At 65.9% G+C, this 23,088-nt stretch carries 23 protein-coding genes and 1 riboswitch; of the genes, 4 read left to right on the top strand and 19 right to left on the bottom strand.

The features are described from left to right. Nucleotides 1-7 precede the first annotated feature (7 nt). The 5 genes from GOX53_RS06825 to GOX53_RS06805 form a co-directional block, all read right to left on the bottom strand. The gene (locus tag GOX53_RS06825; RefSeq protein WP_171174678.1) at nt 8-1,192 is read right to left on the bottom strand and encodes a CaiB/BaiF CoA-transferase family protein; all 1,185 of its coding nucleotides are present in this window, start codon (nt 1,190-1,192) and stop codon (nt 8-10) included. Beyond that, nucleotides 1,179-2,798 (bottom strand): thiamine pyrophosphate-binding protein, encoded by a 1,620-nt coding sequence (locus tag GOX53_RS06820; protein WP_171174865.1) that lies wholly within the window; start codon nt 2,796-2,798, stop codon nt 1,179-1,181. Before GOX53_RS06820 ends, GOX53_RS06825 begins: the two co-directional genes overlap by 14 nt. Nucleotides 2,799-2,877: 79 nt before the next feature. Beyond that, complete coding sequence (locus tag GOX53_RS06815) at nt 2,878-3,351, bottom strand: DUF302 domain-containing protein (protein ID WP_254446485.1); 474 nt, start codon at nt 3,349-3,351, stop codon at nt 2,878-2,880. 222 nt (nt 3,352-3,573) lie between these two features. Continuing rightward, complete coding sequence (locus tag GOX53_RS06810; RefSeq protein WP_171174677.1) at nt 3,574-4,527, bottom strand: dihydrodipicolinate synthase family protein; 954 nt, start codon at nt 4,525-4,527, stop codon at nt 3,574-3,576. A 3-nt stretch (nt 4,528-4,530) separates the two neighbouring features. Next, nucleotides 4,531-6,633, bottom strand: coding sequence for a xanthine dehydrogenase family protein molybdopterin-binding subunit (locus tag GOX53_RS06805; RefSeq protein WP_254446484.1), 2,103 nt, complete (start codon nt 6,631-6,633; stop codon nt 4,531-4,533). A 145-nt stretch (nt 6,634-6,778) separates the two neighbouring features. Between GOX53_RS06805 and GOX53_RS06800 the strand changes: the two genes are divergently transcribed. Genes GOX53_RS06800 through GOX53_RS06790 form a run of 3 tightly spaced genes read left to right on the top strand, consistent with a single transcriptional unit; the run spans nt 6,779 to nt 8,973 of the window. Continuing rightward, entirely contained in the window at nt 6,779-7,564 is a 786-nt protein-coding gene (locus tag GOX53_RS06800) for an aspartate dehydrogenase (protein ID WP_371810262.1), read from the top strand. 39 nt (nt 7,565-7,603) lie between these two features. Further along, entirely contained in the window at nt 7,604-8,554 is a 951-nt protein-coding gene (locus tag GOX53_RS06795) for a LysR substrate-binding domain-containing protein (RefSeq protein WP_171174676.1), read from the top strand. 59 nt (nt 8,555-8,613) lie between these two features. Beyond that, complete coding sequence (locus tag GOX53_RS06790; RefSeq protein ID WP_171174675.1) at nt 8,614-8,973, top strand: DUF1636 family protein; 360 nt, start codon at nt 8,614-8,616, stop codon at nt 8,971-8,973. Here GOX53_RS06790 and GOX53_RS06785 read toward each other — a convergent pair. From GOX53_RS06785 to cbiE, 9 genes are all read right to left on the bottom strand, one after another. Beyond that, entirely contained in the window at nt 8,961-9,452 is a 492-nt protein-coding gene (locus GOX53_RS06785; RefSeq protein ID WP_171174674.1) for a hypothetical protein, read from the bottom strand. The genes GOX53_RS06790 and GOX53_RS06785 overlap by 13 nt on opposite strands. 64 nt (nt 9,453-9,516) lie before the next feature. Beyond that, on the bottom strand, nt 9,517-10,209 hold the full coding sequence (locus GOX53_RS06780) for a CbtA family protein (RefSeq protein ID WP_171174672.1): 693 nt from the start codon (nt 10,207-10,209) through the stop codon (nt 9,517-9,519). 3 nt (nt 10,210-10,212) lie between these two features. Further along, entirely contained in the window at nt 10,213-10,380 is a 168-nt protein-coding gene (locus GOX53_RS06775; RefSeq protein WP_171174671.1) for a CbtB domain-containing protein, read from the bottom strand. A 35-nt stretch (nt 10,381-10,415) separates the two neighbouring features. After that, nucleotides 10,416-10,627: riboswitch (cobalamin riboswitch) on the bottom strand. 43 nt (nt 10,628-10,670) lie between these two features. Further along, nucleotides 10,671-11,414 carry a precorrin-6A synthase (deacetylating) gene (cobF, locus tag GOX53_RS06770; protein WP_171174669.1) on the bottom strand — a complete coding sequence of 248 codons (744 nt, stop codon included), beginning with the start codon at nt 11,412-11,414 and terminating at the stop codon, nt 10,671-10,673. After that, the gene (gene cobA / locus GOX53_RS06765; protein WP_171174667.1) at nt 11,407-12,135 is read right to left on the bottom strand and encodes a uroporphyrinogen-III C-methyltransferase; all 729 of its coding nucleotides are present in this window, start codon (nt 12,133-12,135) and stop codon (nt 11,407-11,409) included. The genes cobF and cobA overlap by 8 nt, the downstream gene beginning before the upstream one ends. After that, nucleotides 12,132-13,454 carry a cobyrinate a,c-diamide synthase gene (locus GOX53_RS06760; RefSeq protein WP_371810261.1) on the bottom strand — a complete coding sequence of 441 codons (1,323 nt, stop codon included), beginning with the start codon at nt 13,452-13,454 and terminating at the stop codon, nt 12,132-12,134. The genes cobA and GOX53_RS06760 overlap by 4 nt, the downstream gene beginning before the upstream one ends. Further along, nucleotides 13,441-14,235, bottom strand: a complete 795-nt coding sequence (gene cobM / locus GOX53_RS06755; RefSeq protein ID WP_171174663.1) for a precorrin-4 C(11)-methyltransferase — start codon at nt 14,233-14,235, stop codon at nt 13,441-13,443. The genes GOX53_RS06760 and cobM overlap by 14 nt, the downstream gene beginning before the upstream one ends. After that, on the bottom strand, nt 14,232-14,600 hold the full coding sequence (locus GOX53_RS06750; RefSeq protein WP_171174661.1) for a cobalamin biosynthesis protein: 369 nt from the start codon (nt 14,598-14,600) through the stop codon (nt 14,232-14,234). The genes cobM and GOX53_RS06750 overlap by 4 nt, the downstream gene beginning before the upstream one ends. Continuing rightward, nucleotides 14,597-15,796 carry a precorrin-6y C5,15-methyltransferase (decarboxylating) subunit CbiE gene (gene cbiE, locus GOX53_RS06745; RefSeq protein WP_171174659.1) on the bottom strand — a complete coding sequence of 400 codons (1,200 nt, stop codon included), beginning with the start codon at nt 15,794-15,796 and terminating at the stop codon, nt 14,597-14,599. Before cbiE ends, GOX53_RS06750 begins: the two co-directional genes overlap by 4 nt. Between cbiE and GOX53_RS06740 the strand changes: the two genes are divergently transcribed. After that, complete coding sequence (locus tag GOX53_RS06740) at nt 15,795-16,526, top strand: cobalt-precorrin-6A reductase (protein WP_171174657.1); 732 nt, start codon at nt 15,795-15,797, stop codon at nt 16,524-16,526. The two genes, cbiE and GOX53_RS06740, sit on opposite strands and share 2 nt — an antisense overlap. Here GOX53_RS06740 and cobJ read toward each other — a convergent pair. Genes cobJ through cobN form a run of 5 tightly spaced genes read right to left on the bottom strand, consistent with a single transcriptional unit; the run spans nt 16,517 to nt 23,073 of the window. Then, complete coding sequence (gene cobJ / locus GOX53_RS06735; protein ID WP_171174656.1) at nt 16,517-17,296, bottom strand: precorrin-3B C(17)-methyltransferase; 780 nt, start codon at nt 17,294-17,296, stop codon at nt 16,517-16,519. The genes GOX53_RS06740 and cobJ overlap by 10 nt on opposite strands. Next, nucleotides 17,293-18,021, bottom strand: a complete 729-nt coding sequence (locus GOX53_RS06730; protein WP_171174654.1) for a precorrin-2 C(20)-methyltransferase — start codon at nt 18,019-18,021, stop codon at nt 17,293-17,295. The genes cobJ and GOX53_RS06730 overlap by 4 nt, the downstream gene beginning before the upstream one ends. Further along, on the bottom strand, nt 18,018-18,647 hold the full coding sequence (locus tag GOX53_RS06725; RefSeq protein ID WP_171174652.1) for a precorrin-8X methylmutase: 630 nt from the start codon (nt 18,645-18,647) through the stop codon (nt 18,018-18,020). The genes GOX53_RS06730 and GOX53_RS06725 overlap by 4 nt, the downstream gene beginning before the upstream one ends. After that, nucleotides 18,647-19,783 carry a cobalamin biosynthesis protein CobG gene (locus GOX53_RS06720; RefSeq protein ID WP_171174650.1) on the bottom strand — a complete coding sequence of 379 codons (1,137 nt, stop codon included), beginning with the start codon at nt 19,781-19,783 and terminating at the stop codon, nt 18,647-18,649. Before GOX53_RS06720 ends, GOX53_RS06725 begins: the two co-directional genes overlap by 1 nt. Further along, a complete protein-coding gene (gene cobN / locus GOX53_RS06715) occupies nt 19,780-23,073 on the bottom strand; it encodes a cobaltochelatase subunit CobN (protein WP_171174648.1) in 3,294 nt (1,097 codons plus the stop codon). The genes GOX53_RS06720 and cobN overlap by 4 nt, the downstream gene beginning before the upstream one ends. Nucleotides 23,074-23,088: the final 15 nt, after the last annotated feature.

Here is a 23,088-nt window from a genome sequence, read left to right as displayed (position 1 = left end):
GGATGTTTCAGTCTTCAAACGGGTTTTCAGAGCTCAGCACCGCCTCGGTATCGGCGCCGAAGGTGGGCGGGGCGTGGCGATAGGTGACCGGCGTGCGCGACAGGTTGAGCGGATTGCCGATCAGTTGCACCTCGCCCGGAGCGGCCTGCATCGCGATCTGCATCTGCCGCGCGGCCACCTGATCCGAGGCAAAAACCTGATCCAGCGTCCGCACCGGTCCGACCGGCACCCGCAGCGATTCGAGCCCTTCGATCACCTCGGTCGTCCGGCGTGTTCGCATGGCCGGGCGCAGCTCCGCGTTGAGCGTGTCGCGGTGTTCCAGCCGCGCCGGGTTGGTGGCGAAACGGGTGTCCCCGGACAGGTGCGGAAGATCAAGATAGTCGCAGAACCGTTTGAACTGGCTGTCATTCCCAACAGCAAGGATCACATGACCATCAGCGGTTTCATAGACATCATAGGGCACGATGTTCGGATGCCCGTTGCCGCGCCGCCGCGGCACCTGTCCGCTGGTCAGGTAGTTCACGCCCTCGTTGATCAGCCAAGCCACCTGCGCATCGACCAGCGCCAAATCGATCTGCTGCCCCTCGCCGGTCAGGTCGCGGTGACGCAGAGCGGCAAGGATGCCCACGGCGGCGTACATGCCGCACATCACGTCGGCGATGCCCACGCCTACCTTCATCGGCGCGCCATCGGGTTCACCGGTCAGCGACATGATCCCGCCATAGCCCTGCGCCATTAGGTCATAACCGGGCTTGGTGGAATTCGGCCCGGTTTGCCCGTAACCCGAGATCGAGCAATAGACGAGCCCCGGCAGGCCGCCGCGCAGGCTGTCGTAATCCAGGCCGTATTTCGCCAGCCCGCCGGGCTTGAAATTTTCGATCAGGATATCCGCGTGCCCCGCCAGCCGCCTGATCTCGGCCTGCCCCTCAGGCGTCGCGATGTCCACCGCCACCGATTTCTTGTTGCGGTTGGCGGACATGAAATAGGCGCTCAGGTCGGATCGGTTGCCGTCGGCATCCTCGACGTAAGGCGGACCCCACTGGCGGGTGTCGTCGCCGCCGGTTGCCGGGTTTTCGACCTTGATCACGCTGGCGCCCAGATCGCCCAGCAACTGCGTGCAGGTCGGGCCGGCCAGAATGCGGCTGAGGTCCAGAACCTTGACGCCTTTCAGCGGTCCGTCAGATGCGGCCATCGTAGCTTCCCCGGTCGATCTCGGCGGCGATGACGGTAAAGGTATCGGCCTGCATCGCCGCTTCCAGCGCCGTGCGCAGCTCGGCCCGGTTGCGGACGGTATGGCCATTGCCGCCAAACGCGCGACCCATGGCGGCAAAGTCGTGGCGGTCGAAATCCACGCCCCGGTTCGCCATCTGCCGTCCGCGCTGTTTCAACTCGATCAGCGCCAGCGAGGCATCGACGAAGACCAGAAAGATCGGATTGCCGCCCATCTCCGCTGCCGTTGAAAGCTCCCCGGCCACCATCAGGAACCCGGCGTCGCCGGAAAAGCTGATCACGGGCCGGTCGGGGGCGGCCAGTTTCAACCCAATCGCCATCGGCACCGCACAGCCCATGGTGCAGAGCGCCGACGATTGGATCAGCCCGCGCGGCTCGGTGCATTGCCACATCTGGCTCAGCAGGATGCGATGCGCGCCGCTATCGGCGGTGGCCAGCGTGTCTGCGGGCAGTACGTCGCGCGCCTCGGCGATGATCCCCGCAGGCCCCCAGTCATCATCCATGGGAAAGGCCCGGGCCAGCGCCTCGCGCACCGCCTGCGGTTCCCCGCCCGGCCAGGTCTCCCGCGCAGGGTTGCCCTTGGCGATCGCCTCCAGTGTGGCGCCCGTATCGGCCACGAAATTGAGCCCGGCCTGATGCATGTAGTGGTCATTTACCGCCGCCGAGATGTCGATCACGCGTTGCGTGTCCGGGTGCCACACCTCGCGCCAGCCGGGGCGCATCTCGATGGGGTCATAGCCCAGACACAGGATCAGGTCGGCCTGTTCGACCAGCGGCAACAGATGCTGGTCGGCCAGTGGCGACAGTCCCGCGCCGCCCAGACACAGGGGATGATCCTCGGGCACGATCCCCTTGGCCTTGTAGGTGGTGACGAAGGGAATGCGGAAATGCTCAAGAAACGCCTGCAGGACGCGGTTGGAATTTCCCTCCAGCAAGTCCAGGCCAACGACAGCCAACGGGCGCTCCGCCTCGGCCACCCATTTCCGCGCCTTTTCCAGACAGGTGCCTTCGGGCGAAACCGGAGCCGCCCGTTTGAGGCGACGGCGTTTCGGGTCTCGCACACGGGTGTCGGCGACCGAGATCGGCACGTCGATATGTACCGGGCCCGGGCGGGCCTGCGTGGCCAGCGACACCGCCTTGTCGGCGATGATATCCGCGCCCTCCGGCGTCATGCGAAAGGTGCCCTTGGTAATCGAGCGATAGATTTGCTGGTGGTCCATCACCTGATGGGTATAGGTCTGCGCTTCGTCCGCATCGACGCAGCCCGTCAGCACGATCATCGGCACCCGGTCCTGCAGGGCGTTGGCCACCACGTTGATCCCGTTCATGGCGCCGGGTCCCAGCGTTGCCACCAGAATCGCGGGCGCGCCGTCCCGGTGATGCACGCCCTCGGCCATGAAACCGGCGGCGTTTTCGTGCTTGGCCAGATGAAAGGTGATGCCCGCCTGCTCAAGCGCGTCCACCAGCGTCAGGACCTCGCCGCCCGGCATTCCGAAAGCGTGGCGGCATCCGGCCTCGCAGAGCCGTTTGGCCAGAAGATCCGCGGCGCGGGGCATGAGGTCCTGCATCATTTGTGCTCCGTTTCAGTCCTGAAACCGCAGATTGCGGAGGCAGCGGGCAGGCGCAAGTCGGATCACGTCAGTGTGACTAATTGGCGGCCGTTTCGGCGATCATCTGAAACTTTTTGTCCAATTCCTGGGCAATCCCCTCCAGCGCCGGGCCGCCTTCTTCCATGTAGGGTGCGAAGACGTGGCTGGGGAGTTTGTAGGACAGCGTGGCGGTACCGTCCTCGTTTTCGGTAACATACAGGCGGATCGGCGCCTCGATCATCGCGGCGGTCGAGGTTTCCAGTACTCGCACGGCGAAGTCGTTGTTGAAGATGCCGATGACCCGGTTACCCGGTATGGCGATGCCGCGCGCGGCGGCGGCCTTGGTCGGCCCGGCCTGGGTCACCACGATCAACCCGTTCGCTTTCACCGCCGTTTTCGCATCCGCTACGAGGGCGTCATAGCTCTTGCCGGTCCGGTGCATGGCCCAGCCGTCGCGCGGGTTAAGATCGGAGGCCCAGCCGGGCAGGGTGGCGAGGATAAGGGCGAGGAAGGCGAGGGTAATCCGTTTCATCTGTCCGGCTCCGGTCATCATGATGTTGGATTGATGCCAGATATTGCTGCGAGATGCTGTCACAATCTCGTGGCCCGCAACGTCAGATGCCCGATCGAAGAGACCCTGAGGCAGAGGTGCTCCCGCCCGTCGCTCGATATGCCTGGCGGCACGTCTCCTCCCGTTGGGCCCGGCAGCGCCGTCCGCAGGACGCAAGGCCGAAGGCCGCGCAGGCTCCGTCAGTCAGAGGCGCAGGCCGCAGGTTTCAAAGGCGGCCCGGGTCGTTGCTTTTTCTTCTTCCGTCAACTCCAGCATCGGGAAACGAACCCTGCCGCCGATCTGGCCCAACAGTTCCTGCCAGTATTTGCCATGCGCATGTGGTTTTCCGGCAGGCTTGGTTTCCCGGATGGCCTGCCGCACCGGTTCCAGACTGTCGCGGATCGCGCGGGCCTCGTCGATGCGTCCGTCAAGGGCAAGCCTTGTATAGTCATGCATCCGTCGGTCATTGGCTGTTTGCAGCAGGTAGGGCGGAGAGGAACACAGGTAGAGCTGCCATCCCAGCTCCACGATATTGTCAAACCATTCCTCTTCGGACGCGGTCGAGACCTGTATCCGGTCCCCGGCCAGCTCCGTCAGCCGCACATACATCTCGCGCGGAACCGAGTATTTGATCGCTACCACATTGGGCAGATCGGCGATGCGGGCGCAGAGCTCGGGGCTCATCAGATACCCGCTGTCGGGGTGGCTCCACATGGCGATGCCGATATCGACCGCATCGCTGATCGCCTTGTAGTAACGATAAACCGTCTCGTCCTGATCCTTGACGAAGTTCAGAACCGGCGCGTGCACGACGACGTAATCCGCCCCGCAATCCTGCGCATGCCGGGCCAGTTCCATCACCGTGTCGAAATTCTGGTCCGAGACCGACATGATCGTGCCGGCCTTGCCGTCCACCTCTTCCACCGCGATCTCAAGGTTGCGCTTGCGCTCTTCGACCGACATCGAAAAGAACTCGCCCTGCTTGCCGGCGATAAACAGGCCCGCGATGCCCAGATCGTCGATCCAGTGGCGGATGTTGTGGCAAAATCCGGCCTCGTCGAAACTCAGATCCGGCCGGAAGGGATTGAGGGCCGCTGCCCAGATGCCGCGCATGTGTTCGCGGGCGTGATCTTTGGCGTCGAGCTTGCTGTATTTCATCCGTCATCTCTCCGTTTCGGCGGCGCGGATCGCCTGCCACAAGGACAGGCTGGTCAGCGGCATTTGCAGATCGGTCACGCCCAGCGGGCTGAGCGCGTCGATGGCGGCATTCAGAAGAGCCGCAGGCGCGCCGATGGTGCCAGCCTCGCCCACACCCTTGGCCCCCAGCGCGTTGGCATCGGTCGGCGTTTCCATCTTGTGTATCTCCAGCGGAGGCAGGTCGGCGGCGCGGGGCAGGGCGTAATCCATCAGCGATCCGGTCAAAAGCTGACCGTCTTCGTAGTGTAGCGCCTCCATCATCGCCTCGCCGAACCCCTGCGCGAAGCCGCCCCGGATCTGACCCTCGACCATCATTGGGTTGATCAGGCGTCCGGCGTCATCCATGCATGAGAGATGGTGGATCGTGGGGACACCGGTCTCGCGGTCGATGTGCATCGCGGCAAGATGGCAGCCATACCCCCAGGCCTCGTGCGGCGCGTCATAGCGCAGTTCGGCGGTCAGGGGCAGGGCCTCACCTTTCGCCCTGCGGGACAGTATCTCGGCGCAGGCGGTCTGCACCGCGCTGGCCCCGATGGGCGTGCTGCGGCTGGCCAGCGCACCGATGCCGGTCGGGCAACTTTCGGTGTCGCCGTGCCGGACGGTGACCTGCTCCGGGTTTAGGCTAAGCGTGTCCGCTGTCACTTGAGCGAGCGCCGTTTCGCGCCCGTGCCCCTGCGTGCTGCCACCTGTTGCCACGACCGCGCCGCTTTCCGTCAATGTCACGCGCGCGCTTTCCCAGCCAGTGCCCGAAGGTTCGACATAGAAGGCCAGCCCCAGCCCGAACAGTTTTCCTTCGGCCCGGCGCTTTTTTCGCTCGGCAAGCAATGAGGCATAATCCGCCGAGGCGAGCAGCCGGTCCAGCGCCTCGGTATAGCGCCCGGAATCCAGCCGGTATCCGGTGGGAGTGCCGCAGGGCAGAGTTTCGGGCGGCAATAGATTGCGTCGCCGGATCTCAGCCGGGTCCAGCCCGGTGGCCCGCGCCGCCTTGTCCACCAGCCGCTCCATCAGCGTGCAGGCCTCGGGCCGCCCCGCGCCGCGATAGATGCCGACCGGCGCAGTATTGGCCATTCGCGCGCGGGTCGAGATGTCGACGGCATCCACCCGGTATCCGCCCGGCAGAATGCGCGCCGCGTTCCAGGCCGGGATCAGTGCCGAGTTTGGCAGCCAATGGCCCAGCGGGGCCTCCGCCTCTGTCCGGAGACCAAGGAACCTGCCCGCGCCATTCACAGCCAAGTCCCCGCGCATGCGCAGGCCGCGCCCGTGGGTGGCGGACAGGAAATCCTCGTTGCGGGTCGCGGTCCAGCACACCGGGCGCCGCAGCCGCTGGGCGGCCCAGACCGCCACGACCTCTTCGGGATAGAGCGAGGCTTTCATCCCGAACGCGCCGCCCACATCCGGGGCGATCACCCGAAGCCGCTCGGGGGGCACTCTTAGAATACGCGCCAGTTCGGACCGGGCCCGGTGCGGGGTCTGGGTCGAGAGCCAGACTGTCAGCGCATTGCCCTCCGGCGCCACTGCAATCGCACGTGGCTCCAGCGGCGAGGGGGCCAGCCGGGGGTGACGGAGCTCTGCCGAAACCACATGCGCGGCCTGCTCAAATGCTGCTTCGGTATCGCCGCTGGTCCAGCTTTGCCCGGCTGCGGCTTGATCGAGCGCCACGCCGTCTTCCTCTATATCGAGCCACATCGCCTCTACCGCATCCTGCGCCTGCTCTGCCGTCTCTGCCAGCACGGCGGCCACCGGTTGCCCGACCGCTTCGACTCTCGCATCGGCCAGCAGCGGATACGGTGGCTCAATTTGCAGCGGCAGGACCGGATTTACGCTCAGCGCGCGGGTCTCGCCCAGATCCGCTGCCCGGAAAATGGCCGCGATACCCGGCAGTTCGGCGGCGTCCCTCACGTCGCACTCCACGATCCGGCCACGGGGCAGAGGGCTGCGCAGGAATGTCAGATGCAGCGCGTCGGACAGCTGGATATCGTCCACGAAGCGCCCTTCACCGCGCAGCAGGCGCGGGTCTTCGCGGCGACGCATGGGTCGGCCGATATGGGCTTGTGGGGCATCGCGCAAGGATACGGTCTCCGCTGGGTCGCGTCCGATCCTGCGGGGGCAGTGCCTGCCGGGCAAATCGGGAAATTCTATCTGGATATCGGAAAAGCGGATAGCACTGAGGCCTGGATATGTGAAAACCATGAGGGCAGCGGGAGGAAACATCATGATGCTCATCGCCTTCATAGGACACGGCGCCATCGCCAGTCATGCGGCTCGTCGCTGCCCGGACGGTGCCGAGATCATCGCCGTTATCTGCCGGCCGGGGCGCGAGGCTGCAGCGCGTCAGGTGATGGGCGCACCTGCCATAACTGAGATTGCCGATCTGCCAAAACGTCCCGATCTGCTGATCGACTGCGCCGGGCATGCGGGGCTCAGGGCGCATGGTTTGGCCGCCTTGCGGGCGGGGATCGATGTGCTGACGGTCTCGGTCGGTGCGCTGGCGGACGCGGAACTGCACTCCGATCTGGTTGAAGCGGCAGAGGCGGGACAGGCGCAACTCAGCGTCGCGTCAGGAGCCATCGGCTCGCTTGATGCTCTGTCCGCCGCTGCCGAGGGTGGGGCGCTGAGCGTGACCTATACCGGACGCAAGCCACCGCTCGGCTGGCGCGGATCGTGGGCCGAAGAGGTGCTGGACCTCGGCGCCCTGACCGCAGCCGCCACTCATTTCGAAGGCTCGGCACGCGAGGCCGCGCGGCTTTATCCAAGGAACGCGAACGTGGCCGCTGCCGTGGCGCTGGCCGGGGCTGGGTTGGACAACACCCGCGCCGTTCTGATCGCTGACCCGGACGCCACCCGCAACATCCACGAGGTACAGGCCGAGGGCGCCTTTGGTCGGTTCCGCTTTGAAATCCAGGGCAATGCGCTGCCCGATAATCCCAGCTCTTCGGCGCTGACCGCAATGAGCGTGGTGCGCGAAATCCGCAGGCGGATTTCTCCGATCCAGATATAGCTTTGACGGATATCTGGCTTCGGTGCTATCAGAAATTCCATGAGTCACTCCCAGATCCGCATTGTTGAACGGGTCCTGACCCGGCTGAAGCTCAAGCAACTGCGCCTGCTGGTGGCCGTGGGCGAGCAGCGTTCGATCCTGCACGCCGCGCAGTCGCTGCATATCTCGCAGCCCGCCGCCACCAAGCTGATCAAGGATCTGGAACTGGATTTTGGCGTCCAGCTCTTTGATCGCACCAATCGCGGCATGGTGCCCACGGTCTTCGGCAAGGCGCTGATCCGGCATGGCAAGTTGATCCTGGCGCAGATTTCGCATGCCGCGCAGGAGCTTGACGACCTGAACGAAGGCAATGGCGGGCGCGTGGTCGTGGGCACGTTGCTGGCCGCCTCGGCCGAGTTCCTGCCCCGGGTGATGCAACGCCTGCTGACCGAAAAGCCCGAACTGGTAGTCAAGCTGGTCGAAGGGACGAACGAGGTGCTGATGCCTGCCTTACGCGCGGGCGAGGTCGATCTGGTCGTGGGCCGCCTGCCGGTGCACCGCCACCGCAGCGAAATCGTGCAGGAACGCCTGTTCGACGAGCAGGTGATCTGTGTTGCCTGGGCCGGGCACCCGGCGCATGATCTTCCCGCGCCGGAACTGGCCGACCTGATGGCCTACCCGTGGATCCTGCCGCCCGCCGAGACCACGCTGCGTCGCCAACTGGACCAGATCTTTGCCACCGCCGGCGGCGATGCGCCGCGATTCCCGGTCGAATCGGTTTCGTACCTGACCAATCGCAGCCTGCTGGTGTCTTCCGATATGCTGGCCATCATGCCCGCCCATGTACCGACACGGGATATCGAGGCCGGTCTTCTGCGCCAAGTGAACTGGATGGTCCCCATTCCGATTGGCCCGGTGGGGGTGTCGATGCGGAAATCGGTGGCGCTGTCGCCGCCGGTCGATGGCTTCCTCGCAGCACTGCGGCGCGAAGCGGTGGATATGACCGGTTGAGCTTGCGCTCTGGTTCCGAAGCAGTCACAACGCGAGGCCAACAGAGGATCAGGCCCGGCATGCCCAACTCCAGAATTCGACTGCTCTTGTGTGCAAGCTGTACCGGTGCGCGGGACCGTGCTGCCGAGCGGAAGGCGGTGACCGATGCGCTGGCCGACGTCGGGCTGGATGGGCAAGTGGAGCTTGGCGATCACGCCTGTTTCAGTGCCTGCGCCGGGCCGGTCTCGTTGGCGCTGCAGGGGCAGGGAATGGCGTCATATGTGTTTTCAGGGCTCGATCCGGTGGCCGATGCCACCGACATCGCGGCGACCTGCCGGACCTACCTGGATGCCCCGGCAGGCTGGATCGAAGACGCCCGGCCCTGCGGGCGGCTTCGGGAGTGTCTGCGGGCGAGGGTACCTGCGCTTCAGTCCACCTGAATCGTCGTCGAGACCGCGACGGGCACATTGTCCACCATCAGCGGGCTGTGGCTGTTGGCATTCAGCGAGACCTCGATCTCGACCTCGCCCTTGGGCAGGTTGGTCAGGTGATACCAGTTGCTGTAGAGCCGACCCAGCTTGGTGCCGTTGACGTAGATGTGCGCGTGGCCTTCCCCAGGGATGTCGGTTCTTGAGGCGTTCTCGGGCGAGAACCGGAAATTCTGCGGCATCACGTGCAGGTTCCATCCAGCCATCGGGTCCTTGATCACGTCGATCTGAAGGCCCGGCGCGTCCTCGCCCGCAGGCAGGTTGACGGCGGTGGAGTGGTCGTGGGCGGCGGCTTCGGCGCTGCCGCCGTGCTGGGACGGGTCGGAGTGGTCATGGCCATCGAAGGTGACGCCGTTGCCTGCGGCGATCACGAAACCGGCGCCGCCGCCGAAGACGAGGCCTATGGCGAAGAGTGCGAGTGAGCGGGACATATCTGTTCCTTGGACAAAGAAAGACCCCGCCGGGACGGGCCCGGCGGGGATCATGCAGGTCGGATCAGGCTGCGGCTTCGGCCCGGGCGCTTTCGGATTGCCAGAAATATCCGGCAAATGTGCCCAACAGAACCCAGGCTGCCATGCCGATGCCAAAGGCGCGCGCGGCGAACAGCGCGCCGATCTCGGTCGGCACCGGACCCGAGAAGCTGTCGGGCTCGGGCGCGCCGATCAGATGCGGGGCCAGCAGCAGTGCGGCGGCGATCAGGTAGCTTACCAGATTGCCGCCAAAGGCGATCAGCCACATGGCGATCCCGGCGGCGGCCACCGTTGCGGTCCACCAGATCTGGCGCACGGCCACATCAGCGGCGGCGACACCCGGCACCTCGGGCGCCAGCGACAGGCCGGGCGCGAAGTGGAAGGTGATGAACCCGGCCAGACCCCAGAGCAGGCCCGAGCGCGCGTTGACCGCGTGGCCCTGACGTTCTGCCATCGACATCAGCGCAACCATGACCAGCGCATAGCCGGTATAGGTCAGCATGGTGAAGACGATGCTCAGCCCGTCGCGCATGGCGTTGAACCCGGGCAGCTCGGGATGGGCGCTAATCGCCTCACCTCCGAAATGCACAAGCTCACCGGACTCATAAAGCTCGGCGTGAAGCAGAACGGGCTGCACAAAAACCAGCTGCAGCAGGGCGGCAATCAACCCTGCTGCAGCGCCAGCGAACAACGCGCTGGTCAGAATACGACTGAACATGGGTCAGTGGCAGGGAAAGCCGGTTGCGTGGCGCACGTCGTGAGCGGCGTCATGCAGGGCGGATGCCTGAACATGGCCGGTCAGGGTGATGACCCCCAGGCCCAGAACCACAGCAAACAGAACAGGAGCAAAGGTACCTGCCGCGGATGCCTTGATCGTTTTGGTCGTCATTTCATGTCCTCCTAAGCCGCCGCACCCGACGGCCGGTGTTTCATTTTACGCCTGGCAGGTCTCCTGGCTCGCGGGTCGGTGCCTCTGTTCGCCTTCCCCCCGGTTGGGCCCGGGAGTGGCTGGTTGAACAGGGGCTCACCGCTTACAGTCGCGGGGGCGGCTTGGGCTTTGAACGCTTGCGCGCCCGCACCCAATTCCCTCTTAGCATCCGGATTGCTCCGGCAGGACCAGACCCGCCCATTTAGCCGCGATACACCCCTCGGCGCAATCGTCATTTGCGACCTCTTGAGTCAATTCCCGCGCTTTTTGAGCAGGTAGATATCCATGATCCACCCGTGGTCGGCCCGCGCCTGCGCCCGGGTGTCGAGAATCCGTTGCGCCACATCGGCCAGCGGGCCGTGGATCAGAATTTCTTCCTTCATTCCCACATATGCGCCCCACCAGATGTCGTAGTCGTCCATTTGCAGGCTCTGGAACGAGCACTCGCCATCCAGCATCACGGCCAGTTTCTCAACGCCTGCGGGGCAGCCCTCGTCCCGGATACGCCGCCCGGTGGTCACCAGATAAGGCGCGCCGATCTCGTTGATCGGGATCGCATGCGCCGCCGTCAGCGCCTGCAACGCGGTGATGCCGGGAACCACCTTCGTCTTCGGCTGCGGTTCCAGTCGCGAGGCGATTCGCAAGGAGCTGTCATAGAGCGACGGGTCGCCCCAGATCAGCAGAGCCACCTGTTTCGCCTGGCTGTGCGCCGCAATCGCCTCCTGCCAGCGCAGCGCGATGGAGTCATGCCATTCGTCCACCCCGCGCAGATAGCCATCCTCAGCGCGGCGCTTGGGGATATCGAAATAGGCGATCTGTGGGGTGGTCTCGGTCACCTGCGCGATGATCTCCTCACGCAGCCCCGCCAGATCCGCCTTGTTCTCGCCCTTGCGAGGGATCAGGATCAGGTCCGCCGCCCGGATCGCCTGCGCGCCCTGAAAGGTCACGTGATCCGGGTTGCCGGTGCCGATGCCGATCAGGTTCAGCTCATACATCCCCGAACTCCGCAAGTGGGCCATAGAGGATCAGGGCCGGGGCGGAGCCGATCTCGTCGCTCAGCTTCTCGGCCAGCGCCCCGACGGTAGCACGGTGCAAGGTCTGGTCGGGGGTCGAGACCGATTCCGCCATCAGCGCCGGAGTGTCGAACGGCAGGCCGTGGGCGTGCAGCGCCTCGACCAACAGCGGAAAGGTGCTCTTGCCCATGAAGACGACGGTGGTGGCGCCGGGATCGGCCAGCGCGGGCAGGTTAAGGTCCTCGGGCAGTTTACCGCTGATGTCGTGGCCGGTGACGAACTGCACCCGCCGCGCGGTCAGGCGCCGGGTCAGCGGAATGCCGGCCGCTGCCGCCGCTGCAACGGCGGATGGAATACCGGGGATGATCTCGTACTCGATCCCGGCGTCGCGCAGAGCTATCAGTTCTTCCTCCAGCCGTCCGAACAATCCGCCATCGCCGGATTTCAGACGCACCACCTGCGCGCCGGTTTGTGCATAGTCCACCAGCAACCGGCTCACGTGGTCCTGCTTGGGCGAGGGGCGGCCCGCGCGCTTGCCGACGCCCACCAGATCGGCCTCGTCCCGCGCATGGGTCAGGATCGGCCCACTGCTCAGGTCATCGAACAGCACCGCATCGGCCTTTTGCAACCGATCCACCGCCTTGAGCGTAAGCAGTTCCGGATCGCCCGGGCCGGAGCCGATAAACGAAACGAACCCGCTCACTGGCTGGCCTCGGCGATCAGGTGAAAGAAGGTTCCGGTCACATTGCCGCGCACCGATCCCGTTTGCGGCCCCTCGGCGCCTTCGGCGTCGAAGACCCGCGCGAGCGGCGCATCTGGCTGGTCGATGATCGAGGAATAGTGGAACTCGTGCCCGCGCAGAGCCGTACCCGTATCGAACCCCGGCATCGGTGCGGTCAGATGCGCTTTGCGGTAGCCAAGATTGAACTTGCGCTTCTCATAGGACGTCACCAGCCCGAGCAGCCCGGCCATCTTGTGTCGGGTCCCGTCCTTGTCGATCAGCACATCGCCCAACGCCATGTAGCCGCCGCACTCGCCATGAACCGGTTTGGTCTCGGCATGTTTGCGCAGACCGGTCAGAAAGCTCTCTGCCGCCGCCAGGGTGCCTGCATGCAACTCTGGATATCCGCCGGGCAGCCAGACCAGATCGGCATCTGCCGCCGGGGCCTCATCGGCCAGCGGTAAAAACGGCAGAATCTCCGCCCCTGCCGCACGCCAGCCCTCCAGCAGATGCGGGTAGGTAAAGGAAAACGCTGCGTCCCGCGCCAATGCGATCCGCTGGGCCGGTGGCCGCGGCAGCGCGACCGACGACGACCCCTTGGGGCTTGAGGAGGCCGCCAGCTTGATCGCTTCCAGATCCACATGCTCGCGTAGAAACGCCGCATACCTGGCAATCGCGCTTTCCAGATCGGGATGCTCGACCGCCTGGATCAGACCCAGATGCCGCTCGGGCAGTGTCAGATCGCCCCGGCGCGGCAGCACGCCCAGCACGGGCAGACCCGCGCGCTCCATGCCCAGCCGGGTCAGGCGCTCATGACGCGGGCTGGCGCAGCGGTTCAGGATTACCCCGGCAAAGGGCAGATCCGGGTTGTACATCCGGAACCCCAGCGCCGTGGCCGCTGCCGACTGCGCCTGACCGCCGACATCCAGCACCAGCACCACCGGCCAGCCCATGCGCAGAGCAGTCTCGGCGCTCGACCCGTGACCCAGCTCACCCGGCTTGGCGACACCGTCAAACAGACCCATCGAGCCCTCGGCCACCACGATATCCGCGCCTTCGGCTTGGGCCGAAATTGCGTTCATCAGCGGCTCGCCCATTGCCCAGCTGTCCAGATTAAACGAGGCCCGTCCCGCTGCTGCCCGGTGAAAGGCCGGGTCAATGTAATCCGGCCCACTTTTGAACGGCTGTACGGCCAGCCCGTCCTCGGCCAGCGCACGCAGCAGACCCAGCATGACGGTGGTTTTGCCCGTCCCCGAAGAGGGTGCGGAGATCAAAAGGCCCTGCGGATTAGTCATCACCATGGCTCCAACTCGACCAAGGACTGTCCGCGCTCTGCGGGCGGTAGCGGCGGTCATAAGTCTTGGAATAGAGGCAGCTCTCGTCGAAGCCTTCGCCCGCCAGCGCCGGCCCCACCATGATCAGCGCGGTGCGCGAGATGCTCTCGTCCAGCACCTCCTTCAGCGTGGCCAGCGTGGCGCGAATGATCCGCTCATCCGGCCAACTGGCACGATAGACCACCGCTACGGGACAATCCGCGCCATAATGCGGTGTCAGATCGGCGATCACCTTGCCCAGATTTCCGATCGACAGGTGGATCGCCAGTGTCGCGCCGGTGCGGGCGAAGTTGTCCAGCGTCTCGCCCTCGGGCATGGACGAGGCGCGCCCCGGCGTGCGGGTCAGCACCACTGATTGTGCCAAGCCGGGCAGGGTCAGTTCGGTGCCAAGCGCCGCTGCGGCGGCGGCAAAGGAGGGCACGCCGGGCGTCACGCTGACCGGGATGCCCATTGCCTTCAGGCGCCGGATCTGTTCACCCATCGCCGACCAGACCGACAGATCGCCCGAATGCAGCCGCGCCACGTCGTGACCTGCCTCATGCGCGGCCTCGATCTCAACCATGATCTGATCCAGATCCATCGGTGCGGTGTTGACGATCTTTGCGTCCTCTGGGCAGTGGCCCAGAATTTCCTCGGGCACCAGCGAGCCTGCATAGAGACAGACCGGACAGGACGCGATGATGTCGCGCCCGCGCAGGGTCAGCAGGTCGGCGGCACCCGGTCCGGCACCGATGAAATGAACGGTCATGTCTGTTCTCCTGTGGCGACCGCGCAGGTGGCAAGGCGGTCGGTCGACATATGTCGGGTGGAAACCAGCCGCGCACCCGGTCCGGCTGCGGCAAGAGCAGCGGCCTCGGCGACGCTACCGGTGTTACGTTCCTTAAGGCTGCGCAAGGATCGGGTCACGGGCTCCACGGCTTCAAGCGCGGCCTCGGAAACGGGATGAACGGTCAGGCCAAGCCGGGTGGCCAGATCGGTGAAGGCCGGGTGGGTGGCCTTGTCCTCAGCCGTGGCCAACGCCGTCACGGGATGCCCGCCCGCTGCTGCGTGATAGGCGTCGATCAGGCTGGCCGCCGTGGCAGCGGACGAAAACCCGAATCCCGCAACGATCATAGCGTCACGCTCCACTGCACCACCGGATAGGCCGATTTCCAGCCCCGGCGCGGCCCCAGCGGTGCGGCCTGTGCCAGTTCGATCCGCAGCAGGTCTCCGCCCAGCTTTTCCTGCCACTGTGCCAGCAGCGCCTCGCTTTCCAACGTCACCGAGTTGGCGACAATGCGGGTTCCAGCGGGCAGGTGTTCCGTCAGCCAACCCAGCAGCGCTTCACTCAGCCCGCCGCCGATGAACACGACATTCGGCAGCGCCAGCCCGTCCAGAGCCTCCGGGGCCGTGCCGTGAACTACTTCCAGCCGGTCCTGCCCCAAAGCGTCCGCATTGCGCCGGATGCGGTCCGCCCGATCTGCAAGCGGTTCGATGCTGGTTGCGGTCAGGCTGGGATCGCTCATCAGCCACTCGATGCTGATCGAGCCGGTGCCGCCGCCGATATCCCACAGATGCTCGCCCCGCTGCGGCGCCAGCGCCGACAGGGTCAGCGCCCGCACCGGGCGTTTGGTGATCTGCCCGTCGGTTTCAAATATCTCGTCGGGCTTTCCGGACGCCTTGGGAACGGCCTGACCCGGGCCTGCGACCTCCAGTCCCACGCAGATCGGATGTGCGAAGGACCCCAGCAGAGCTTCGGTCAGCGATATTTTCTGCGTGCGTTCGCGTGGCCCGCCAAGTGCCTCCAGAATGTGCAGAGAGCTGTCGGCAAAGCCGGTCTCGTTCAGATACGTCGCCAGCTCGGCCACCGCGGCTCCGTTGCGCAGCAAGAGGATGGCGCGCAAACCCCGGGCCAGATGGGGACGCAGACGGGTCAAAGGGGCGGCGTGCAGTCCGAAGGTCAGGATATCTTCCAGCGGCCAGGCCAGACGCGCGGCTGCCAGCGAAAAGGTCGACTGCCCGGGCAGGGCGGTCCATTCGCCCGCCTTGAAATGCCGCGCGATGACCGAACCTGCGCCGAACCAGAACGGATCGCCCGAGGCCAGGACGACCGTATGGCGCCCCCGAAAACCGGTCAGGATCGGGATGCCTTCCGAAAAGGGAACCGGCCATTCCACCCGCTCGGCGCCGGTTTCCGGCAGCAGAGACAGATGGCGCGGCGGCCCCATGATCACTTCGGCCCGGTCCAGCACTTGACGGCTTGCAGGGGACAAGCCATCCAGTCCATCTTCGCCCAACCCGACGACGGTCAGCCACGGAGCTTCAGTCATGTTTCACCTCCTGATCCTTGGCGGCACGACCGAGGCCAACATTTTGGCCAAAGCCGTTTCCGATCAAGGGGTAGCGGCGACCTATTCCTACGCGGGCCGCGTCGACAATCCCCGTCCGCAACCGTTGCCATCGCGCGTGGGTGGTTTTGGCGGCGCCGAAGGGCTGGCGCGCTACATCCGCGATCATGGCATCAGCCATGTGGTGGACGCCACCCATCCCTTTGCCGCGCAGATGAGCCGCAACGCCGCCACCGCCTGCGCCGAGACTGGCACGCCGCTCGCCGCGCTGACCCGCCCAGCTTGGGACGCGCAAGAGGGTGATCGCTGGCGCCGTGTGCCCGACATCCCGGCGGCGGTTGCGGCACTCTCCGGCGCGCGCAAACGGATATTCCTCGCTGTGGGCCGGATGCATCTTGAGGATTTCGCCGCCCAGCCCCAGCACCACTACCTGCTGCGGCTGGTTGACGCGCCCACCACGCTGCCGTTGCCGGAATGTGAGGTGGTGGTCTCGCGCGGCCCCTTCACCGTGGACGGGGACAGGGCGCTGATGGAGCGCCACGGAACCCAACTGATCGTGTCCAAGAACGCGGGCGGCACCGGCGCGCTGGCCAAGCTCGATGCGGCGCGTGCGCTGGGCTTGCCGGTGCTGATGATCGATCGCCCGGCAATGCCGGAGCGGGTCGAACTGGCAACCGTGCCTGAGGTTCTGGACTGGCTGGCTCATTCTTGATCCCCGGTAGACGTGAATCTCGGTGTATAGACGATCAGCGCCCCCTTGCGCTCGATCACCCGCGTCCGCGACGAGCCCACGATCACCACGGTTTGCATATCCGCCATCTCAGACGTCGCCTCCGCCAGAGTTGAGATGCGGATGGCCTCGTCTTCCCGCGACACAGCGCGGGCAAACAGGATCAGGCGTTCGGGTTCGCACTCCTCGCGCAGGATTTCCAGCGTCTTTACAAAGCCTTCGGGCCGGGACTTCGAGCGCGGATTGTAGAACGCCATGGCGAAATCCCCCTGCGCGGCCAGACGCAGGCGCTTTTCGATCAGCTTCCACGGTTTCAAGTTATCGCTGAGGTTGATGGCGCAGAAATCATGGCCCAGCGGAGCGCCCGCGCGGGCGGATGCCGCCAGCATCGCAGTGATGCCGGGCAGTACCGAAATCTCCAGATCGCGCCACTCGGAGGGGCCATTCTCCAGCGCCTCATAAACGGCTGCCGCCATAGCGAACACGCCGGGATCGCCTGAGGATACCACGACCACCCGCTTGCCCCCGGCGGCCATCCGCAACGCGTGCTGCGAGCGGTCGATTTCCACCCGGTTGTCGCTGGCGTGCAGCGTCAGCCCCTCGCGCTCGGCAACCCGCGCCACGTAGGGGACGTAGCCCACCACATCCGTCGCCTCGGCCAACGCCTCGGTCACTTCGGGGGTCACAAGCGCCTCATTGCCCGGTCCGAGTCCGGCAATTTTGACCCATCCGCGCTCGTTTGAGTCCGTCATGGTCGCCGCCCCTGTCCGTGCACGATGATGATCGAGAAATAGGGGGTGATCTTGTCACAGGCCTCACACAGTCTAGTCACCGTCTGGTTCGGCATCTGCGCATATTCCACGATCCAGGCCCGGTCATACAGTCCAGCGGTCTTCAGCGCCCGCTTCACCTTGTCGATATTGCGCCCGATCTTCATCACCACCAGCGCGTCGGTCTGCGCCATTCGGGTGGCCAGCAGATCCTCTGGCAGGGTGCCGACCAGCACGGTCAGCACATCGTCGCCCCAGGTGATCGGATCGCCGGTCGCCGTCCAGGCACCGGACATACCGGTGATGGCAGGCACCACTTCCACCGGAGCTTCGTTGCGCAAGCGGCTGTAAAGATGCATGAAAGAGCCATAGAAGAACGGATCGCCCTCACACAGCACAACCACATCCTTGCCCTGATCCGACAGCTCTTTCAGCCGTTTTGTGCAATCCTTGTAGAACGCGGCCAGCAGTTCATTGTAACGCGGGTCGGTCACCGGGATTTCCGTGGTGACTGGGTATTCCATCGGGAACTCGACGGCATCACCGGGGATCATACCGTTGACGATCTTGCGCGCCTGTCCGGTGCGGCCCGGTTTGCGGAAATAGGCCACGTGCCGGGCACCGCGCAGCAGCCGGTCGGCGCGGACACTCATCAGATCCGGATCGCCGGGGCCGAGGCCCACGCCATATATGGTTCCCATCTTCATTCCGCCCGGCTTGCGATGGCGTTGATGGCGGCCACGGTAATGGCGCTGCCGCCCAGACGGCCCTTGACGATGCAGGACGGCACCGGTTGTGCCTCCCACAGAGCGTCTTTCGACTCGATCGCACCAACGAACCCGACCGGGCAGCCGATGATGGCGGCGGGGCGGGGACAGGCGGGATCTTCGAGCATATTGAGCAGGTGGAAGAGCGCCGTGGGCGCGTTGCCGACGGCCACCAGCGCACCCTCCAGCCGGGGCCGCCACAATTCCAGCGCCGCCGCCGAGCGGGTGTTGCCCATCTCCGCCGCCAGCGGCCGCACACGCTCGTCATGCAGCGTGCAGATCACCTCGTTATCGGCAGGCAGGCGAAAGCGGGTGACGCCTTCGGAGACCATGCGCGCATCGCATAGGATTGGCGCCCCTCCTTCCAGAGCGTTGCGGGCGGCCTGTACGAAGCCGGGCGAGAAATGCACGTATTCCTCAAGCCCTACCATCCCGGCGGCGTGTATCATCCGGACGGCAACCTGCTCCTCATCGGCGTCGAACCGGGCCAGATCGGCCTCGGACCGGATGGTGGCAAAGCTCTGTTTATAGATCGCCGCGCCGTCGGTTTCGTATTCGTAGGGCATCAGGTCAGGTCCATGGTCATCAGTGTTTCGGGGCTCAGGCCGCGCTGGCAGGGCTCATCCCCCGCGCGGCCGTCCTTTACAAGGTCAAATCGTCCGGCACTGCCCACCAGCGTCACATCTGCCTTGCCCATGCGGGCGCACCCCTTGGGGCAACCCGAGACATGCAGCGATCCGTTGATGCGCGGAGCCAAAGCGCGAGCGATGTCGCGCGTCTCCACCTGCGCCTGCGGGCAGAACGGCGCCCCGGGGCAGGCGTCGGTGGTCAGGAGCGGGTCGGTGCCGCCGGTGACAAAGGCCCGAGCGGGTATCGCCGCCCCGCCTTCCAGCAGGACCAGCCGCCACGGGGTGATCCGCAGGGCCCCTGCGCCGCTCTTGGCGATCAGCCCTGCCAAATCGTCGGCGGGCAACTGCCCGAAAACCGCGCCATAGAGCGGTCCGAGCGGCGTTTCGCCCGGTTGCAGAGGTGTACCGACCGGGCCGGGGGCTGCGCATTGCCAGTCCTGCGGCAGCGGTTTGGCCCGCATCAGCCGCGCCATGCGGCGGGTGTCCTGTGTGTGGTTCTCCGAAAACCAACTGGCAAGATCGAGCAGCCGGTCGATGGCCTCTTCCTCGCGCACCGCTCGTCCGGTCTCCACACCATCGGCGCGCAGAATCAAGCCGTCGGCGCCGGCCTCCAGCCGGATATCGGCGGAGTCGTGGCTGAGCAGCCGCTCCGGCCCGGTATCTACGGCAAAACCGAACTTCGCAGGCAGATCAGGGAGTTCGCCTAACCGGTCGATCAATTCCTGCGCCAGCCGCGCCGTCAACTCTCCCGCCCGGTAGAGCGGCGTGACGAGGATGTTGCGCCGAACCTCGATCCCCGGTTCCGCATCCAGCAGATCCAGCGTCGCCAGTTCAGCCAGCAGTGGCGGGTGATCCGCCTCGGCCACGCCGCGCAGTTGCAGATTGGCGCGGTTGGTCAGGTCGATGGTGCCGTTGCCGAACCGCTCCGCCGCCGTACACAACCCCAGAACCTGCTTTGTCGTCAGCCGCGCCAGCCGCGGCCGCACCCGCACCACCAGCCCGTCGCCGGACATCATCGGGCGGTGGGCGCCGGGGCACCAGCCTTGGACAATCGGCTTTACGGGCGCGCTCATAGCAGCCCCTCCATCCCGGCCCGGATCGAGTTCCGGCGGGTGTCCCACAAACCCGCCTCGTAAAGCGCGCGGAACTTGTCCTGCATCGCCTTGCGCGCCTGCGGGTTGGCCTCGGTCAAGAACGCATCCACCTGCGGATCGCCCAGCGTGGCGTCGTGATAGAGGTCGAAGAGATGCGGCGCGACGGTGCCCGACAGATGCGCGAATGAGGCCATGTGATCAAGCGTCGCCGCGATCTCGGCGGCGCCCCGGAACCCGTGCCGCTGCATGCCGGCGATCCAGCCCGGATTTGCGGCGCGGGCATGGACGACGCGGCTGATTTCCTCGGGCAGGGTGCGGGCGCGGGGCGTCTCGGGGTTGGTGTTGTCCAGATGATAAAGCTGCGCGGTGCCGCCCGTGACCTGTTTGGCCGCAGCGAACCCGGCCTCATGGGTGGCATAGTCATTGGCCAGCAGCAGGTCGGTTTCGCTGAGGTCTTGCAAATGAACGAAACTGTCCGCATTGGCGACACGCTCGGTGATGCCTTGAGCGTCGCGGGCAATATGCCCGCCCTCCAGCGCGAAGGAACTGGCATCCAGCCAGGCCTGCCCAGCGGCGGTACGGGCATCGTCGGTATAGGTCTCCGAGAGATGCTGCATCCCCAACCCGTAGCTGCCCGGCGCAGGCCCGTAGACGCGCGCGGACGGCTCCTGCCCGGCATAGGGGTTCCAGTCTGATGCCTCATCCCGGGCGCACAGCGCGCGGATCGCCTGGCCATAAAGCGCCGAGAGCGTCGGGAACACGTCCCGGAACAGGCCCGAGACCCGCAGCGTCACGTCCAGACGCGGGTGGTCCAGATCGGTGATCGGCAGCACTTCGATGCCCGAGACCCGCTCGGACCCGGCATCCCAGACCGGTTTCACACCCAGCAGGTGCAGCGCCATGGCAAACTCCTCGCCGGCGGTGCGCATGGTGGCCGAGCCCCAGAGATCGACGATCAGCCCCTTGGGGTAATCGCCCTCTTCCTGCAGATGCCGTCGCACCAATTCCTCGGCCAGCTTTACCCCCTGCGCATAGGCCGCGCGTGTGGGCACCGAGCGGGGGTCGGTGGTGTAGAGGTTGCGCCCGGTCGGCAGCACGTCCGAGCGTCCGCGATAGGGCGAACCGGACGGACCTGCCTCGATCCGTTTGCCCGACAGCGCGTCCAGCAAGGCTGCGCGTTCGGCATGGGCCGAGGGGGCTGCGTCGAAATTGCCTGCCACGTCCGGAACACGGCCAAACACATGCAGCCCGTCGCCGAACTGGCTCTCCTTGATGTCGCAGACGAAGCGGTCGATGCGCGTGATCGCCTCGGCGGTCGAGGTGGCACGGTCGAGACCCAGATCGCCCTCAAGCCCGATGGCCTGCGCCTCGTCGCGGATATCGGCCTGCAGCCGGTCGCGGCGTTTCGGGTCCAGCCCGTCGGCGTTCGAGAACTCGTCCAGCAGCGCCTCAAGCCGCACCATCCGGTCCGGCGTGCCGCTTGCCCGCAGGGGCGGGGGGATGTGGCCCAGCGTGACGGCGCCGATACGGCGCTTGGCCTGCGCGGCCTCGCCCGGGTCGTTGACGATGAACGGATAGATCACCGGCAGATCGCCGATCAGCGCCTCGGGCCAGCAGGCGCCGGAGAGCGCCACCGACTTGCCGGGCAGCCATTCCAGCGTGCCGTGCGCGCCGATATGGATCAGCGCGTCGGCCTGCGCCGCGTGCCGCAGCCATAGGTAGAAGGCGACGTAGCCGTGGCGCGGGGTGCGTGACAGGTCATGGTACTCGTCATCGCGCAGCTCGGGCGTGCCCCGTTCGGGTTGCAGGGCGATGATGGCCTTGCCGCGCCGCAGGGCGGTGAAGTGCAGGGTGTCATCCGCATAGGCTGGATCGTCTTCGGGCTTACCCCAGACGATTTGGAGGTCCCGCTGCAGGCTGTTAGGCAGGGCAGCGAGGGCCTTGTGATACTCCGCAAGCGGCCAGCTCATCCGCGCACCTTGCAGTGCCTGGGCAATTGGTTCCGCAGGTGCCGCGTCATAACCCTCGGTGGCCATGTCCCCCAGCATCGCCTCAGCCGAGGCCAGTGCATCCAGACCCACCGCGTGGGCCATCTGCCAGTCCTTGCCGGGATAAGTCGAGAGCACCAGCATCGGCACCTGTTCCGCTTTGGGTTTCCCAGCCAACCCTACCCAGCCGCTGACCCGGTCCACCAGCGCCTCGATCCGGTCGGGTTCGGGCGTGTGCAGGGCGCGGGCGAATTGCAGGTGTTCGTCGCGCTGGTCGGGCTCCTTGAACGAGACAACGCTACCGGTGATGCGCCCGTCCACCTCTGGCAACACCACATGCATCGCCAGATCGGCGGGCGACAGGCCCCGCTCAGCCTCATCCCATGCCTTGCGGTTCGAAGTGGCGAGCATGGCCTGAAATATCGGCACGCCTGCGGCATCGAGCGGAGACGTGCCGCTGTCGCCCTTGCCCGAGAAGGCGGTGGCGTTGACGATGGCCGCAGGGATCAGCGCGGCGGTCTGCTCGGCCAGCCATTTGGCCGATGCGGGCGCTTTCAGCGACGGCGCGAACAGCCCCACCGCATCGAAACCGCGCGCGCGGAAGGCGCGGATCAGGGCGGCGATGGGGGCGGTGTCGGCGGCGGTCAGATAGGCGCGGTAGAAGGTGATGAGGATGCGCGGCTTGCCGCCTTCGAACGCAGTCTCGACCGGGATCACGCCCCGGTCCGGGCACCACGCGCCGCATTCGGGCAGCACCTTCGATCCCATCACCGGCCCGGCATAAAGCCCGGTGGCGAGCGCCATCTGCGCTAACGCCGCCTGTGCTGCCACCTCGCCGCCAGTATCGCAGAGATGCGCCAGACGGCGCAGGGTGGAGACGGGCAGGGTGGAATAGTCGTCCAACCGTGTATCCTCGCGCCCATCGGCGGGCAGGACGGCCAGCGCCAGCCCTCTGGCCTGCGCCAGCGCGTAAACCTGCTGCAGCCCGTAGGACCAGTAGGGCACCCCGCCGATCAGGCGGATCAGGATGCCTTTGACGCCCTCCAGCGTTTGTTCGACATAGGTATCGACCGACAGCGGATGTTTCAGCGCCGCCAGATTGGCCAGCCGCAGGGTCGGCATCCGCCCCTCGGGCCCGCCGCCACGATGCCAGCCCGCCGCGAACGCGCCGAGATCGCTGTCCGAGAAGGACAGCACCACCAGATCGCCCGGGCTCTGGCCCAGATCAGTCGGGGTCTCGCTTTCCTCTAACCCGTGGCTTTCGCGGAAGACAACATGCATCGGCGGGCAGTTCCC

It is taken from the genome of Ruegeria sp. HKCCD8929 (assembly GCF_013031405.1).
Lineage (GTDB): Bacteria > Pseudomonadota > Alphaproteobacteria > Rhodobacterales > Rhodobacteraceae > Ruegeria.
The sequence above is the reverse complement of the archived record's forward strand: the minus strand, read 5'-3'. Positions and strand labels throughout refer to the sequence as shown.

What these genes read in the sequence shown, in the direction of transcription:
- GOX53_RS06740 (WP_171174657.1), top strand. Translation starts at nt 15,795, where the DNA reads ATGTTTCACCTCCTGATCCTTGGCGGCACGACCGAGGCCAACATTTTG.
- GOX53_RS06785 (WP_171174674.1), bottom strand. Translation starts at nt 9,452, where the DNA reads ATGTCCCGCTCACTCGCACTCTTCGCCATAGGCCTCGTCTTCGGCGGC.
- GOX53_RS06815 (WP_254446485.1), bottom strand. Translation starts at nt 3,351, where the DNA reads ATGAAACGGATTACCCTCGCCTTCCTCGCCCTTATCCTCGCCACCCTG.
- GOX53_RS06750 (WP_171174661.1), bottom strand. Translation starts at nt 14,600, where the DNA reads ATGATCGTTGCGGGATTCGGGTTTTCGTCCGCTGCCACGGCGGCCAGC.
- cobF (WP_171174669.1), bottom strand. Translation starts at nt 11,414, where the DNA reads ATGTATGAGCTGAACCTGATCGGCATCGGCACCGGCAACCCGGATCAC.
- GOX53_RS06820 (WP_171174865.1), bottom strand. Translation starts at nt 2,798, where the DNA reads ATGCAGGACCTCATGCCCCGCGCCGCGGATCTTCTGGCCAAACGGCTC.
- GOX53_RS06825 (WP_171174678.1), bottom strand. Translation starts at nt 1,192, where the DNA reads ATGGCCGCATCTGACGGACCGCTGAAAGGCGTCAAGGTTCTGGACCTC.
- GOX53_RS06725 (WP_171174652.1), bottom strand. Translation starts at nt 18,647, where the DNA reads ATGCCCTACGAATACGAAACCGACGGCGCGGCGATCTATAAACAGAGC.
- GOX53_RS06800 (WP_371810262.1), top strand. Translation starts at nt 6,779, where the DNA reads ATGATGCTCATCGCCTTCATAGGACACGGCGCCATCGCCAGTCATGCG.
- GOX53_RS06730 (WP_171174654.1), bottom strand. Translation starts at nt 18,021, where the DNA reads ATGAAGATGGGAACCATATATGGCGTGGGCCTCGGCCCCGGCGATCCG.
- cobM (WP_171174663.1), bottom strand. Translation starts at nt 14,235, where the DNA reads ATGACCGTTCATTTCATCGGTGCCGGACCGGGTGCCGCCGACCTGCTG.
- cobJ (WP_171174656.1), bottom strand. Translation starts at nt 17,296, where the DNA reads ATGACGGACTCAAACGAGCGCGGATGGGTCAAAATTGCCGGACTCGGA.
- GOX53_RS06795 (WP_171174676.1), top strand. Translation starts at nt 7,604, where the DNA reads ATGAGTCACTCCCAGATCCGCATTGTTGAACGGGTCCTGACCCGGCTG.
- GOX53_RS06760 (WP_371810261.1), bottom strand. Translation starts at nt 13,454, where the DNA reads ATGGTGATGACTAATCCGCAGGGCCTTTTGATCTCCGCACCCTCTTCG.
- GOX53_RS06810 (WP_171174677.1), bottom strand. Translation starts at nt 4,527, where the DNA reads ATGAAATACAGCAAGCTCGACGCCAAAGATCACGCCCGCGAACACATG.
- GOX53_RS06790 (WP_171174675.1), top strand. Translation starts at nt 8,614, where the DNA reads ATGCCCAACTCCAGAATTCGACTGCTCTTGTGTGCAAGCTGTACCGGT.
- cobN (WP_171174648.1), bottom strand. Translation starts at nt 23,073, where the DNA reads ATGCATGTTGTCTTCCGCGAAAGCCACGGGTTAGAGGAAAGCGAGACC.
- GOX53_RS06720 (WP_171174650.1), bottom strand. Translation starts at nt 19,783, where the DNA reads ATGAGCGCGCCCGTAAAGCCGATTGTCCAAGGCTGGTGCCCCGGCGCC.
- cbiE (WP_171174659.1), bottom strand. Translation starts at nt 15,796, where the DNA reads ATGACTGAAGCTCCGTGGCTGACCGTCGTCGGGTTGGGCGAAGATGGA.
- GOX53_RS06780 (WP_171174672.1), bottom strand. Translation starts at nt 10,209, where the DNA reads ATGTTCAGTCGTATTCTGACCAGCGCGTTGTTCGCTGGCGCTGCAGCA.
- GOX53_RS06775 (WP_171174671.1), bottom strand. Translation starts at nt 10,380, where the DNA reads ATGACGACCAAAACGATCAAGGCATCCGCGGCAGGTACCTTTGCTCCT.